At 70.9% G+C, this 14,141-nt stretch carries 15 protein-coding genes and 1 pseudogene; 7 read left to right on the top strand and 9 right to left on the bottom strand.

The window, feature by feature from the left end; all coding sequences use genetic code 11:
* Positions 1-642, top strand: a complete 642-nt coding sequence (locus ACYU7G_RS14180) for a CBS and ACT domain-containing protein (protein ID WP_461108914.1) — start codon at positions 1-3, stop codon at positions 640-642.
* A gap of 9 nt (positions 643-651) precedes the next feature.
* Here ACYU7G_RS14180 and ACYU7G_RS14175 read toward each other — a convergent pair whose 3' ends face one another.
* Positions 652-984 (bottom strand): cupin domain-containing protein, encoded by a 333-nt coding sequence (locus tag ACYU7G_RS14175; protein WP_461108913.1) that lies wholly within the window; start codon positions 982-984, stop codon positions 652-654.
* A gap of 134 nt (positions 985-1,118) precedes the next feature.
* Here ACYU7G_RS14175 and ACYU7G_RS14170 point away from each other — a divergent pair, with 134 nt between their 5' ends.
* Positions 1,119-1,412, top strand: a complete 294-nt coding sequence (locus tag ACYU7G_RS14170; protein WP_461108911.1) for an antibiotic biosynthesis monooxygenase family protein — start codon at positions 1,119-1,121, stop codon at positions 1,410-1,412.
* Positions 1,413-1,419: 7 nt separating this feature from the next.
* On the opposite strand, the gene ACYU7G_RS14165 is transcribed toward ACYU7G_RS14170, so the two are convergent.
* The gene (locus ACYU7G_RS14165; protein ID WP_461108909.1) at positions 1,420-2,382 is read right to left on the bottom strand and encodes an arsenic resistance protein; all 963 of its coding nucleotides are present in this window, start codon (positions 2,380-2,382) and stop codon (positions 1,420-1,422) included.
* Between the two features lie 161 nt (positions 2,383-2,543).
* On the opposite strand from ACYU7G_RS14165, the gene ACYU7G_RS14160 reads away from it, so the two are divergent.
* A complete protein-coding gene (locus ACYU7G_RS14160; RefSeq protein WP_461109602.1) occupies positions 2,544-3,056 on the top strand; it encodes an O-acetyl-ADP-ribose deacetylase in 513 nt (170 codons plus the stop codon).
* Here ACYU7G_RS14160 and ACYU7G_RS14155 read toward each other — a convergent pair.
* On the bottom strand, positions 3,038-3,592 hold the full coding sequence (locus ACYU7G_RS14155) for a dihydrofolate reductase family protein (protein ID WP_461108907.1): 555 nt from the start codon (positions 3,590-3,592) through the stop codon (positions 3,038-3,040). The genes ACYU7G_RS14160 and ACYU7G_RS14155 overlap by 19 nt on opposite strands.
* An 85-nt stretch (positions 3,593-3,677) precedes the next feature.
* On the opposite strand from ACYU7G_RS14155, the gene ACYU7G_RS14150 reads away from it, so the two are divergent.
* Positions 3,678-4,385, top strand: coding sequence for a hypothetical protein (locus tag ACYU7G_RS14150; protein WP_461108905.1), 708 nt, complete (start codon positions 3,678-3,680; stop codon positions 4,383-4,385).
* A 4-nt stretch (positions 4,386-4,389) separates the two neighbouring features.
* Here the strand turns inward: ACYU7G_RS14150 and ACYU7G_RS14145 are convergent, their stop codons facing one another.
* Positions 4,390-5,238 (bottom strand): hypothetical protein, encoded by an 849-nt coding sequence (locus tag ACYU7G_RS14145; protein ID WP_461108903.1) that lies wholly within the window; start codon positions 5,236-5,238, stop codon positions 4,390-4,392.
* 54 nt (positions 5,239-5,292) lie between these two features.
* Positions 5,293-6,504, bottom strand: coding sequence for an MFS transporter (locus tag ACYU7G_RS14140; protein ID WP_461108901.1), 1,212 nt, complete (start codon positions 6,502-6,504; stop codon positions 5,293-5,295).
* A gap of 157 nt (positions 6,505-6,661) precedes the next feature.
* Between ACYU7G_RS14140 and ACYU7G_RS14135 the strand changes: the two genes are divergently transcribed.
* Positions 6,662-7,096: an OsmC family peroxiredoxin gene (locus ACYU7G_RS14135; RefSeq protein WP_461108899.1), complete on the top strand. Its 435-nt coding sequence runs from the start codon at positions 6,662-6,664 to the stop codon at positions 7,094-7,096.
* 164 nt (positions 7,097-7,260) lie between these two features.
* Here the strand turns inward: ACYU7G_RS14135 and ACYU7G_RS14130 are convergent, their stop codons facing one another.
* The 4 genes from ACYU7G_RS14130 to ACYU7G_RS14115 all read right to left on the bottom strand — a co-directional run bounded on the left by ACYU7G_RS14130 (position 7,261) and on the right by ACYU7G_RS14115 (position 12,306).
* Positions 7,261-8,364: an SAM-dependent methyltransferase gene (locus tag ACYU7G_RS14130; RefSeq protein WP_461108897.1), complete on the bottom strand. Its 1,104-nt coding sequence runs from the start codon at positions 8,362-8,364 to the stop codon at positions 7,261-7,263.
* 116 nt (positions 8,365-8,480) lie between these two features.
* Complete coding sequence (locus tag ACYU7G_RS14125) at positions 8,481-10,070, bottom strand: LuxR C-terminal-related transcriptional regulator (RefSeq protein ID WP_461108895.1); 1,590 nt, start codon at positions 10,068-10,070, stop codon at positions 8,481-8,483.
* A 26-nt stretch (positions 10,071-10,096) separates the two neighbouring features.
* A complete protein-coding gene (locus ACYU7G_RS14120; RefSeq protein ID WP_461108893.1) occupies positions 10,097-11,692 on the bottom strand; it encodes a beta-N-acetylhexosaminidase in 1,596 nt (531 codons plus the stop codon).
* 89 nt (positions 11,693-11,781) lie between these two features.
* The gene (locus tag ACYU7G_RS14115; RefSeq protein ID WP_461108891.1) at positions 11,782-12,306 is read right to left on the bottom strand and encodes an acyl-CoA thioesterase; all 525 of its coding nucleotides are present in this window, start codon (positions 12,304-12,306) and stop codon (positions 11,782-11,784) included.
* A 126-nt stretch (positions 12,307-12,432) separates the two neighbouring features.
* On the opposite strand from ACYU7G_RS14115, the pseudogene ACYU7G_RS14110 reads away from it, so the two are divergent.
* Positions 12,433-13,140 (top strand): annotated as a pseudogene (locus ACYU7G_RS14110) (NADPH-dependent F420 reductase); the annotation flags it as partial.
* A gap of 95 nt (positions 13,141-13,235) precedes the next feature.
* Positions 13,236-14,081: a uracil-DNA glycosylase gene (locus ACYU7G_RS14105; RefSeq protein WP_461108889.1), complete on the top strand. Its 846-nt coding sequence runs from the start codon at positions 13,236-13,238 to the stop codon at positions 14,079-14,081.
* Positions 14,082-14,141: the final 60 nt, after the last annotated feature.

Genomic DNA, 14,141 nt, shown 5'->3' with positions numbered 1-14,141 from the left:
ATGTTCGTGCACCAGCGGATGACCGCCAACCCGTTCACCACGACGCCGGGGGCGAGCATCCCCGACGCAGCGGATCAGATGTCCGAGCGCGGTGTGCGGCACCTCCCGGTGGTGGACGACGGCCGAGTGGTCGGCGTGATCTCCCTCAACGACATCCGGGCAGCCCTGCCGTCCAAGGCGACCACGCTGAGCGCACAGGAGGCCACCTACCTGGTCTCCAAGCTGAACGTGGCGCAGGTGATGTCCAAGCCGGCGCTCACGATCGGCCCCGATGCCCTCCTCGAGGAGGCGGCAGTGCTGATGCGCGACGAGAAGATCGAGATGCTTCCCGTGGTGGACGGCGACGAACTGGTGGCCGTGATCACCGAGAGCGACCTCCTCGACGCGTTCATCGACATGCTCGGCTTCCGGGACCACGGCACCCGCCTCACCATCGAGGCCCGGGACGAGCCCGGTGTGCTCTCCAAGCTGACCGGGATCATGGGCACCCATCACGCCAACATCCAGCACTTGGCGGTGCACCGCGGCAACTTGGACACCAGCGTCGTGGTGGTGGGCGTGAACACCCTCAACACCGAGGCGATCGAGGCAGACCTGGCCGCGCAGGACATGCGCGTCGTGGGCCGCAACGTCAACCAGTAACCCTGCGGCTCACAGTTCCACGACCACGGTCAGCAGCACGACGGAGTCCTCGTCGGCCTCCAGCTCATGGCGCTCCGGCGGGATGATCCCGAGGCTGCCCTCCGTGCCGGGCCAGTCGTGGTTTGCCGACGTCAGCCGCACCGAGCCCTTGAGGACCTGGATGGTGGCCTCGCCCGGGGAGTCGTGCTCCCCCATCGCCCGACCGGCCAGCAACGCGATCAGGGTCTGGCGCAGCCTGTGGGTGTGTCCGCCCAGGATCGTGCGCGCCGCACGTCCGGCGTTCGCGCTCCGGGCGGTGGTGAGCAGTTCCTCGCCCAACTTGGTCAACGACTCTGATTCCATCCGGTGCCTCCTCAGGACTCGGCCTCCATTGAAGCAGCCGGGGCTCCGCCACGACGGCGAATCTGGCGGATTGGTCGTCGCCACATCCCGACCCCGTGCGTTCACTCCAGACCGCCGTGTGGCAGGCTCAGGGCATGGCATACGTAGCGATCAACGCACTGTCCGTACCGGAGGGCCACGGCCCCGAACTGGAGTCCCGGTTCGCCGCCCGCAAGCACGCCGTGGACCAGGAGCCGGGCTTCCAGAGCTTCCAGCTGTTGCGCCCCACGGCCGGTGGCGAGAAGTACTTCGTCGTAACCCACTGGGACACCCGGGAGGACTTCGAGCGCTGGCGCTCCGGCAGGGCCGGCAACGCGCACGACGGCTCCCGCAAGCCCGTGGCAACCGGCGCGGACCTGCTGGAGTTCGAGGTGGTGGACCTGGCCTGAGGCGTGCTCACGCCCCCGGTTCCGGCAAGAGACGGGGTACGACGCGCACCAGCGCCACCATGACCAGCAGTTCCACGAGGGTCTGGGTGACCACCACCAACGGCACCAACTCGTAGCCGGCTGGAAGTGCCAGGACCAGGGGCAGGATCACCAGTGAGTTGCGGGTCACCCCGCTGAACACGACGGCCCTTCGCGCGGGCACGTCCAGCCGCGCCAGCCGTCCTGCCAGCACACCCACCGCCACCATGGCTACGGCGAAACCGAGGTAGACCGGCAGTACCCGCACCAATCGGCCGAGGTGTTCGGCCACGCCGTGGACGTGCGCCGCCACGACCACCGCCAGCGCGCCGAGTATCAGCGGGACCATGGCTGCCGAGCCCACCTCCTCGGCCTTGTTCCGCGGCCTGTTCCGAGACCACAGCTGCGTCACGACCGCCGCCGCGAGTGGCGCCAGCACCAGCACCAGGAACGCCCGTAGGAACGGCTGGGGTTCCACGGCGGTGGCCAGTCCGGGGCCCACCACCAGCGGCACGTAACCGGGCAACAGCGCCAGCTGAGCAAGCATCAGCAGCGGGGTGGCTGCGAGCAGTCTGTCCCGCGCCCCACCGGCCAGTCCCGTGAAGGCGATGACGTAGTCGATGCAAGGTGCCAGCAGCACGAATGCCACCCCCACCAGCAGCACTGCGTCGTCAGCCACCACCCGCGACAGCAGGAGCACCAGGAGGGGAACCACCACGAAGTTCACCACCCCTACCGTGACTAGGAACCGTAGGTCCCCGAGCCCGGCCCACAGCGTCGTGAACGGGACCCCCAGGAAGGTCACGTACAGCAGCAGGATTATGAGCGGGTCGATCACCACCGCCAGCACCGGGGCGGTTCCCGGCGCCATGAGCCCGACGACGGCGCCGACGACGAGCGCGGCCACGTACAACGGCACCTGGTACCGATCCATCCACGCCACCACTGCCACGGCGCCAGTCTGGCAGACCCCGGATGGCGCGCGAGTCCGGCATCCGCCGGTGACTTCGGAGGCGAGACGTGGAAAACTCACCGGATGAGGACCACGCAACAGGAGATCTTGCCCGACGCCGCGGGGTTGGCCGGCAACCCGAACCACCGGGTCAAGCGATGATGCCCCGCGTCACGGCGGTCCGGGGAGACATCACCACCCAGGCGGTGGACGTCGTCGTCAACGCCGCCAACAACGCCATGCGCGGTGGCGGCGGGGTGGACGGCGCCATCCACCGGGCCGGCGGCCCGGAGGTGCTGGCGGACTGCGTCGCCCGCTTCCCCGAAGGCTTGGCCACGGGGGATGCCGGCTGGACCACCGCCGGGCAGATGCCCGCCCGCTGGGTGGTGCACACCGTCGGCCCCAACCACCGGGCGGGGCAGACCGACCGCCGGCTGTTGGAGTCGTGCTACCGCCGCAGCCTGGAGGTGGCCGAGGAACTGGGGGCGCACAGCATCGCCTTCCCCCTGATCAGTGCGGGCATCTACGGCTGGCCGCTCGATGACGCGATCGACGTCGCGATCACCACCGTCGCCAACGCCCAGACCGCCGTGGCCGACGCCCGCATCGTCGCCTTCGACGGCCCCACGTACGACCGCCTCCGGGAGGCGCTGGCTCAGCGCACCACCTCGTAGACGAGCCTCGCGAACTGCCCGTACGCCTTGGCGGAGACCAACCGAAGTCGATCTGATCCCACTCGACGCGGGAACAGCGGTGCCCCGCCGGTGAGCGCCACCGGTGCGACAGAGATGGCGATCTCGTCCAGTAGGCCGGCGTCGAGGAACTGGCCGGCCAGGTCTCCCCCGCCGACCACCCAGATGTCCCCGTCGCCCGCTGCTTCACGGATGGCGTCGATGTGCTGGGTCACCGGTCCGGAGACCCTGCGCACGTCCGCGCCCTCCGGCACGGGGAGGTCACGCGTGGTGAACAGGAACGTCGGCTTCGTGCCGTGGAAGTCCCGCCACTTCTCCGGGTGGTTGAGCACGTCCTCCTGCGCGAGCAGCCACTCGTAGGTGGTGGAGCCCTCCACCAGAACGGTGGTCCCCTGAGGGAAGAGCCCCTCGTCCGGGTGCTCCCCGCCCTCGACGGCGAAGAGCCAGTCCAGCGAGTTGTTCTCGTCGGCGATCCAGCCGTTGATGCTGGTCGCGGTGTCGAAGATGATTTTTCCCATGTCGGAACGCTACGCCCACGCACCGACAGTTCCGGCCGGCTGCCGCCGATGCACACCGGACCGGGCCCGTGGGAGACTCTCCACCATGCTGCACTCCTTCCACCTCGCACGCGTCGGCGTACCGACCGCGTTGCGGGCGCTGCTGCGGCCACCGTCGGCGTCCTCGGTCCCCGGTCTGCGGCGCATGGAGGCCATGGCAGGCATGGGGTTGGGGGCACCAGTGCTCTCACCGGCGAGGATGCAACTGCACCGGCTGGCGGTGTTCGCGGAGTGGTCCGACGAGCGGTCGCTGGCGGACTTCCTGACGCGCCACCGCCTCGGCCGGGCCCTGGCACAGGGTTGGCACGTCCGCATGCAGTTCCTGCGACGCTGGGGCGCCGTCGCTGAGTTCGCCCACCTGCCGGAGGAGGCCGCGCGCAGTCGCCCCGCCGAGCCCGTGGTGGCCGTGACGCTCGCCCGGACCCGGCTCCCGGAGCTGCCCCGGTTCATCCGCTGGGGCAGGCCGGTGGAGGAACAGGTCAGGGACCATCCGGACACGACGCTGGCGCTGGCCGCGATGCGCCCTCCGCGCACCGTTTCGACCTTCTCGGTGTGGGAGTCCACCCGCGCCATGACGGGCATGGTCTGGGGTCGGGACACCGCCCCCGACGGCGGCCGACACTCCGGTGCCATGGGTGAGCGGGAGCGCCGCGACTTCCACCACGAGTTCACCACCCTGCGGTTCCGGCCCCTGTCGGAGCACGGCTCCTGGGAGGGCCGCAGCGGCTACGTCCCCGGGCTCCCGGAGGGCTGAGCAGTCAGGCCGGCGGGGCGATCGTGATGTCCGCACCCAGGTCGTAGAACTCCTGCAACGTGGTGGCGGTGACGCCCATCATGGTGCTGGTGCCCTGCGCGCCGACGGGTGTCCAGTCCGGCGCGAACCAGACGGTGTAGGCGTCGACGGGGACCTCCTGCCACGCGAAGGGTGCCGCGGCCTCGATGCGGTGGGCGGCCACCACCTGGCCGTTGGGCAGTTCCCGCTCCTCCAGTTCGTCGGCCACCACCCACTCCGGGCTGGCTGCGATCAGGTCTGCGGTCACCTCCGGCGAGGAGAAGAACCGGTACAGCTCACCGAGGGAGGCCACCAGCTGGGCCGTCGGGTCTCCGGACTCGTCGCCCCTGACCATCTCGCCGCCCATGTTCATCCAGACATCACCCTCGGCGATGACAACCGTCATCAACTCTCCCCCGGAGTCCATCTCCGCCCGCAGGCTGAGCTCGGGGGTGTAGGTGAAGTCGACCGATCCCACGAAGTCGGGCCCGGTGATGTACTCCCTGCCGCTGCCGAAGCTGCGCAGCGCCGTCGAGACGCAACCGCCGAGGCCCACGCCGTCGAGGACGCCCCCGGCCTCGAGTTGCAGGGACGAGCAGGCCTCCGGGGCCACCCAACCCTCCGCGGCCGGTTCACCCTCCGGGGCGCTGTCCGCGGAGTTGGTCGGGGCCGCGGGCTCCGAGGTGTCCGGGGCGGGGGTCTCCGGTGTGGCGGTTCCCGGGTCTGCGGTTGTGGGCTCCTGCGCCGGCACCGACGGGTCCGGGGCGGGCTCCGGTGGCGTGGAGCAGGCGGTCAGCAGGAGGACTGCGGCAACAGCCAACGACTTCTGGCGCATGGTGGTTCTGGGCTCCCCCCGGGTCAGACGCTACGTCTGACGAATATTAGGGGCTCACTGGACCAGTTCGAGGTCCTCGACGGACCGGCTCCGGCGCCGCAGCACTTCCACCAGCAGCGCCGAGACGACACAGAGCACCATCACGAGGATCAGTGCGCGACGCAGGCCGGCCACCTCGCCGAGCAGTCCGAGCACGGGCGGGCCGGCGAGGAAGGCGATGTAGCCGATGGTGGCCACGAAGGAGACGCGACGGGCGGCGTCGGCGGGCTCCCCGGCCGTGCCCGCAGCAGAGACGGCCACCGGGAACCCCAGTGCGGCGCCGAGCCCCCAGGCGATGACTGCGAGACCGGCCACCAACTGGTTGTCGACGAAGATGACCAGCGCGAGCCCGAACGCTCCCGCCAGCGAGCTCACCAACAGCACGTTGCGCTGGCCGAGCTTGGTCACGAGCGGACCACCGAACAGCCGCCCGACGGCCATGCAGGCCGCGAAGATGGCATACGACAGGGACCCGAGGGCGGGGTCGAAGCCGTGGCCGTCAACCATCACGAGCGGCAGCCAGTCATTGGCCGAGCCCTCCGCCAGCGCGAGCGCCAGCATGATCACACCGATCAGCAGGAGGCGGACGTCGGTGAGGAGGGGCCGCGACGGCGCAGCTTCCGGGGTCCGGGGCGCCGCCAGGCCGACGCCGGGCGGAATGTGCCCGAGGCACAGCGGGACGATCACGAACGCGACCACGGCGATCCCGGCCAGGTGCCATTCGACGGGGACACGGAAGTGGGTGAAGACGATACCCAGGGTGGCGCCCGCCGTCGCACCGATGGAGAAGAAGGCGTGCAGCTTGGGTAGGAACGGCCGGTCCGCCAACAGTTCGATCTCGGCGCCCTCGACGTTCATCGCCACCTCGCCGCCGCCCATGGCCAGGCCGCCCAGGCACAGCCCGACGGCGAAGACCCAGGGCGAGGCGGCCCCGGCGCCGACGGCCAGGACCGGCACGCTGACTGCCGTCAGGGACGCCGCGACGGCGATCACCTTGCGCGTGCTGAACCGCGCCACCAACGGACCGGAGGCGAGGATTCCCACCATTGAGCCCACGGACAGCCCCATCAGCACGAGCCCCATCTGGGCGTGCGACGCCCCGAACGCGTCGCGAATGTCCGGGGTGCGGCTAACCCAGCTCGCCAGGACGATCCCGGGTACGAAGAACAGGGCCATGAGGGCCCGCCCGCGGGCGGCAGAGACCGCCCCAACCTTGCCTTGGTGCACCGCGCAAGCCTACGTGCCGCGGTCAGGGTCAGCGAATCCGTTCCGACTGCCCGCTGGCCGGATCCCGGCTTGCCACACATGGGGCGGGGTTAGTGTGGGATCCACGGCAGATCGCCGTCGGCGGGCAACCCCCGTCGAACGTTCGAAGGAGTCGTACATGCCCAACCCCATCGTGAATTCCGCCACCGCCCAGTGGCAGGGTGACCTGCCCACCGGATCCGGTTCGGTCAACCTGGACACATCCGGCGCCGGTTCGTTCCAGGCCAACTGGAAGGCGCGCGCCGAGGAGGCGGGCGGCACCACCACACCCGAGGAGCTCATCGCCGCAGCCCACGCCACCTGCTTCTCGATGCAGTTCTCGCACTTCCTGGCCGAGAACGGCACCACCGCCACGAAGCTGGACACGAACGCGAAGGTGATCTTCGTCGCCGGCGAGGGGATCACCCGCATCGACCTCAGCGTCACCGGCGACGTGCCCGGCATCTCCGCGGAGGCCTTCGCCGAGCTGGCTGACAAGGCCAAGGAGAACTGCCCGGTCTCCCTCGCCCTCGCGGGCGTGAAGGAGATCACTCTGGACGCCAAGCTGGTCTGAGTGCCTGCGGGGCCGCGGCGACGTCGTCGCAGCCCCGGACGCTCCCCGATCCGCAGACGCTACCCCTGACGCTGGACGCTACCGCCATGGCGGTGGGCGTCGGGAGCCAGGGGTAGCGTCGAGCGTCGGGGGTAGCGTCGAGCCACCCGGACGCCGATCTCCCGTCAGAAGGTCAGCTCGTAGAACCGCCACAGCCCGAAGTCCTCGATCGGCAGGACTGACACGTCGTCGAAGCCGGCGGCCCGCGCGTAGTCGCGCAGGACGTCGGGCCGCATGACGGTGCCGGTGGCCGCGCTGGGCCGGTGCGACATCGAGTCCGGCAGGCACAGGAAGATGCTGAACGCGTAGAACAGGGCGTCCAGCTCCCCCGGGCTGGTGAAGCTGTCCCCCACCCGCTCGTCCATGACCACGACGACGCCGTCGTCGGCCACCGCCTCCCGCATCGAGCGGAGAACGTCCACCGGACGTGGCATGTCGTGCAGGCACTCGAAGGCGAACACGGCGTCGTAGTGGCCGTGGGAGGCCAACGAGTCGCCGTCGGCCAGGTGGAACCGGACCCGGTCGGAGACCCCGGCCTGCTCGGCATTGGCCCGGGCGAGCGCCACGGAGGGCTCGTCGACGTCGAACCCGTCGGCCCGCAGCCCCGGGTGGGCCTGCGCCATGGCGATGGCGGACCAGCCGGCGCCGGTGCCGACGTCGGCGATGCGCGCGCCCGGCCGGGAGAGCGCCGAGTGGACCTGCGGCACGTTCCCTAAGACGCCGGGCAGTTGCGCCAGCCAGGGCCGGTTCATCTCCGCCTGCCCCTCCCGGGCGTCCACGCCGAACTCGGCCCAGCTGATCCCGGTGCCGTCACGGTAGGCCCGCACCAGGTCGGGCAGCTGCCTGCCGACGGCGCCGGCCATCCGGGCGAACGGCGCGAAGTAGGCCAGACTCTGCTGGTCCGTGAGGACCTCCGTCGGTCCGGGCGCGAGTCGGTAGCGGCGCTGCTCGCCGTCGGTGGCGTCGTCGGCGACGATGATTCCCGTGATCGCCTGCTGCTCGAGCCACTCCCTGGCGTAGCGGGGCGAGGTGCCTGTGCGGGCCGCGAGTTCGTCGTGGGTGCTGGGGCCGTGGATGGCGAGGTCGCGGTACCAGCCGAGCCGGTCTCCGAGGTACAGCGCGTTCACCTCCGCCCAGCCCAGCGCGGCGCCCATCAGGCGGTCGACGAACTCCAGCGGCGTGGGTCCCGTCGCCTGCCCGACGTCGGGACGCTCCTTGGTGGTGGTCATGATGCTTCCTTCCTGCTCCGGCACCCGTTCGGTGCCCATGAACAAGAAGTTAGGCCGGGGACCCCACGCCCGACATCGGCAGGAAACTGCATTCTGCGGGGCCCCACTGCAGCGTTCTATGCATGCTCGCGCCACCATGCCACGGCGGCCGTGCGGGTGCCGACGTCGAGCTTCAGGTAGATGTTGGCCAGGTGCCTGCCGACGGTCTTCTCGCTGATGAAGAGCCTGCCCGCCACCTCGCGGTTGCTCATCCCGACGGCGACGCACTCCAACACCTCGACCTCCCGCGCCGTCAGTGGTCCGGTCCCGGCACGCTGCGACCCGGGCTCGTCACAGGCGGCCAGCGCCGCGAGGATCCGGCCGGACTCGCCCCGGAAGCCCTCTGCCACGGCCAGGTTGCCCAGGCCCTCGTGGGCCTGGGCAAGGTCCGCCAGCGCCCGGGCTACGTCGTGCCGGCGCCGCTCGGCGCGGAAGTACGCAGCGGCCCGCTCGAGCAGCGCGACCGCCTCGGAGTGCCTGCCCCTCGCGAGGGCCACGACGCCGTCGGCGTGGAGTGACCAGCACCACATCCCACTGGTCCCGAAACGTTGCGCGCTCTCCCTGAGCCCGTCGGCCATGGCCGCCGCCTCCTCGAGCCGGCCCACCGCGATGCCGATCTCCACCCCGGCCCGTAGCAGGACGGCCCTCCGGGTGCCGGTGGCCGCCGACAGCGCCGTCCCGAGCGCCTCCCACGCCGCCTCTCCCCGACCGGCGGCGAGGTCCAGGAGCGCGAGCCCGGGCTGCGGGTCCACGCCGGCCTCGAGTGCCGAGCGGTAGGCCTCGCGCGCGCCGACGTCGTCGCCCCTGAGCCTGCGGATCTCGCCCAACTGCCGGAACCCCTCCCCGGCCACCCAGGTGTTGCCGCCCTCCAACGCCCGGCTCTCGGTGAGCAGGCGCGACTCGAGGCCCTCCCACTCGCCGTGGACGGCCCGGAGCTCCAACCGGTGGATGCGGCAGATGCCGCCGTAGATGGCCTCGCCGGCGAACTGCTCGCACCAGCGTTCGGTGGCACGGGTCCAGTCGGCCATCCGTCGGAAGTCGGCGAGCTGGTGGCAGGCGTGGATGACGGTGCAGTAGATGTCCCCCGCCCACTCCACCGGAACCCGGCCCGCTATGACCGGCAGCATCGCCTCGTCCAGCCGTGCGAAGCCGGCGGCGATGTCGGCCGCCCTGAGGTCCAGCAGGCCACGGATGACCAGTTCGAAGGACTCCAGCGCAGGGTCCTGGAAGGTGCCGGCAAGGTGCGAGAGCCGCTCGAGGCTGTCCCCGAGCTCGCCCCCGAGTTCGAGCGCCACCATGGCCTCCACGTAGGCGAGGTAGCCGTGGACGACGGAGTCCTCGCGTTCCGCGAGCAACCGCCGGGCGCGGCTCAGCCACGCCGACCCCACCGACGGCTCTCCACGCGTCACCCACAAGACGGTGAGCAGCAGCGCCGTCGACGCCGCGTCGGCGGCGCGGTCCTCCTCGCGGTAGCGGTGGAACAGTTCCTCGGACAGCTCCAGGCTCTCGGGAACGCGGGAGCGCATCCACTCGGAGCGGGCCAACAGGGCGAGGTCATCGACGGCTAGGGTGGCGCGCAGCGGGAACAGGGCGTCGTAGACCGCTCTCCAGTCCGCGGCCTCGAACGCCTCGCGGCCACGCTCGAGCGCACCCCCTGCTGCTGGCATGGCCCCAGCCTACGCCGGGGCCGGACTCAGTCCGGGACCTGCTCCGAGAATCCCCCGCCCAGGCCGTGGCCCGCGGGCCGGGCGTAGGCGCCGGTGCCGCCCGTCTGCCACGGGTGAGGCCCCTCGAGGGGGCGGTGGTTGACGCCGGCGGCGTCGAGGCGGCGCAGGTGCGTGCGGAGCCGCGGCTCGAAGTCCGCCGGGTCCAGGGGGCCGTGCCAACCCACCTCGGCCAGTGCCGCGGCGCGCGGGAAGGCCATGTACTCGACGTGGGCGGGGGTGCGCATGAACTCGGTCCAGAGCTGTCCCTGGACGCCCAGCAGGTTCGGCAGGTGCTCCTCGGCGACGCCGTCGGCTGGGTCGAACGCCGTGACAGCCTCCCAGGTGCAGATCTCGGGCTGCGCGAACGGTTCTGCCATGTCCTCCGACTGGTAGTAGTCGAAGTAGTAGGGGACGTTGGAGCTCATGATCACGCGGTGGCCCGTCGCGAGGGCCCGACGGCCCGGCTCCCCGCCGCGCCACGACATCACCACCACGCCCGGCATGGGGCCGCGGTCGATGATCTCGTCCCAGCCGATCACGGTGCGGCCACGGCTGCTGAGCCAGTCGCGCAGGTGTTCGGTGAACCAGGGCTGCAGGTCCTTCACCCCGTCGAGTCCGCGCTCGGCCGCCAGCGCGGCCGCGGCGTCGCTGTTCTCCCACTGGGTGGTGGGGCACTCGTCGCCGCCAATGTGGATCCAGGGTGAGTCGAACACGTCGAGGAGTTCGGAGAAGACGTCCTCCACCATCGCGACGGTCTCGTCGCTGAGGTGCAGCACCTCCGGGAACACCGCGAACGTCGTGGCGAGCTCGGCCGGTGGGTCCTCACCGAACTGCGGGTAGGCGGCCAGCAGCGCGCGGGCGTGTCCGGGGAAGTCGATCTCCGGGACGATCGTGACGCCGCGGCGCTTGGCGTAGGCGTTCAGGGCGCGGAGCTGGTCCTGGGTGTAGAAGCCGCCGACGGGCGTGCCGTCGTCGGTGTCCCAGTGGTGGAACTGCGTGCCGGGCCGGACTGCGCCGACGGTGGTGAGCTCTGGGTACTTCCTGACCTCGAAGCGCCAGCCCTGGTCATCGTTGAGGTGGAGGTGGAACCGGTTGAACTTGTGCATCGCCAGCAGGTCCACGAATCGGTGCAGGAACGGCAGCGGCATGAAGTGGCGGCACACGTCGAGGTGCATGCCGCGCCACTCGAAGCGCGGCGCGTCCTCGATCTCCACCTGGGGGACGGTGAGCGCCGCGTCGGGTAGCGGGGAGGGGCCGAAGACGTGGTCCGGCATCAACTGGCGCAACGTGGCGAGGGCGTGCACCAGGCCGTCGTCGTCGAACGCCTCGATCGAGATCCCGTCCGGGCCGGTGACCAGCCGGTAGCCCGACGGCTCCCCGGCGGCGCGCGTGACCTTCAGGAACGCGTCACCGGTGGCGTCGATGGTGCGGATCCCGGTGCCCGGTGCGAGGAGTTCGGCGACGGTGTCCGCCCAGCCCACCGGGGCGCTCACGGGGAGCTGCCGCGGGATGGTGAGGTTGCCGTCGCCGGTGGTCCGGAGCGAGCGCGGCTGTGGGACCAGTTGGGGGGTGGTGGGGCTCACCGAATCTCCTATTGGTGGACGACGTTCCCCGACAACCTACAACCCGGCTGCGCTTCATCGAAGCGCCCCCGCAACCCGGTTGATCGGCTTCAGCGGTTGGTCGGGATCCGGGTGTTCTCCGTCCACTCGAGCATCCACTCGGGCACCTCCAGGTGCTCCGGGAACCGGCCCACCAGCTCCTCCAGTTCATCGTGCTCCACCGAGCCACCGCTGCGCTTGAGGAACCGCGCGCGGACGGCCGCGCGGGCGTGCACCACGTCGCCGACGGCGAAGGTCTGCTCGAGGAAGATCCAGCGGTCGTCCAGCCCCACCACGCGGGTGTGGAGGTCGAAGTGCTGGCCGAGTTTCAGGGAGCGGCGGTAGGTGATGGTCTGGCCCGCCACCACCGGGTACCAGCCGCGCTGGTTCAGCCCGTCCCAGAGGCCCGCCCGCTGCATCAGGTCCACGCGGCCGAGGTCCATGATGGTGAGGTACTTGCCGTTGTTCATGTGCAGCAGGACGTCGAGGTCGCTCGGCGCCACCCGGAACGGCGTGGTGACCGTGTCCCACACGTCGGTGCGCGGTGCCCTGCGGTTGCGCAGCCACAACATGAGCATTCGGAAGTAGAGGTTCATGCTCCTCCTCGAGATCGGCCCTCGGACCGATCCAGCCTAGGGCACCCGAGGTGTGGTGACAGGCGTGAACGACACGCCTCGCAGCGGATCTCCAGAGCCTGAACGCGGCGTGTCGCTCACGCTGGTCACCATCGGGTCCGGGACACCACTGCTACACTGATTGCGGATTCAACTACTTTGGAGGCGGAATTGACGAAGATCGCGGTGCTCGGCGTCGGACGGGTGGGCTCGGCGGTGGCGCGGGCGGCGTTGCGCGCGGGCTACGAGGTCGACGTCGCGGGCTCGGGTGCCGCCGAGGACATCGAGCTGATCGCCGAGATCGTGATCCCTGGCGCCACCGCGCGCACCTCGGCCGAGGCCGTGCAGGGGGCGGACATCGTCGTGGTGGCCGTCCCGCTGCACAAGCACCGCAGCATCGACGCGAGCATCCTCGAGGGCCGCGTGGTCATCGACGCGATGAATTACTGGCGCGACGTCGACGGCACCCTGCCCGAGTTCGAAGGGGGCACCTCGAGCAGCGAGGTGGTGGCCCGGCACTTCGCCGGCGCCCGCCTGGTCAAGTCGCTCAACCACATCGGCTACCGGGACCTGGAGGACCACTCCACCCCGCCGGGCACGCCCGACCGGAGGGCACTCGCCGTCGCCTCCGACGATGCCGCTGCGGCTCGGGTCGTGAGGGAGTTCGTCGAACGCCTCGGCTACGACGCCGTGGCCGCCGGCCCGCTGGCCAACGGCGCTCGTTTCCAGACCGGGACCACCATCTTCAACGGGGTCCACACCGCCGCCGAGATGTTGCGGGAACTCGGCTCCGGCACCGGCGAGATGGCTGCGTGAGCGCTGGACGCCAGACCTGACTGCCCACCCCGGTCCCGGCACTCCCCCGGTTGCGACCGGTTAGTGTGACAGGAAGCCACACCGAGGGAGCTGAGATGTCGACACCGCGGCCGACCGGACGATCCGACCCGCACCCCGTCACCGGGCAGTCCTTCAACTCTCCGGTCCCGCCCGGGACCGGCTGGCCGGGTGATCCGGCCACGCCCACGACGCCGGTGGCGGCCACCGCGTCCGACGTCGAGCGCCTGGCCTCGGACGCCACGACGGTCCCGGACCTCGACGCCCTCGTCTCGGTGTGCCGCGCCTGTCCCCGACTGGTGGAGTGGCGGGAGCGAATCGCGACGACGCAGCGGCGCGCGTCGTTCGCCGACCAGCCCTACTGGGGTCGGCCAGCGCCGTCGTTCGGGGACCCGGCCGCACCCGTACTGGTGGTGGGTCTCGCCCCGGCGGCGAACGGCGCCAACCGGACGGGCCGGATGTTCACCGGTGACCGTTCCGGCGACTGGCTGTTCGCGGCGCTGCACCGCGCCGGGTTCGCCAACCAGCCCACCGCCGTCGCCGCCGGGGACGGGTTGGAGCTGACGGGCATCCGGATCGTCGCCGCCGTCCGCTGCGCCCCGCCCGACAACAAGCCCACGACGAGTGAGAAGGCCACCTGCTCCCCGTGGCTGGACCGGGAACTCGCCCTCGCTGAGCCCCGGCTGCGTTCCATGCTGGCGCTCGGCTCCATCGGTTGGGACGCCGCCATCGCAGCGGCCCGCCGGTCCGGCTGGACCGTCCCCCGGCCGAAGCCGAAGTTCGGTCACGGGGCCACCGCCGAGCTGACCACCCCGTCGGGACGGCCCGTCGTGCTGCACGGCAGCTACCACGTCAGCCAGCAGAACACCTTCACCGGCAAGCTCACCGAGGAGATGCTCGACGCCGTGCTGGCGCGGCTGTGAGTCACACCAGCTGGTGCTCGTGGGCGAGGACGAGTGATTCTTCCATCCCCGCCGCAGGGG

Source organism: Tessaracoccus terricola (genome assembly GCF_054776555.1).
This window is presented reverse-complemented; position numbering and strand designations above follow the sequence as displayed.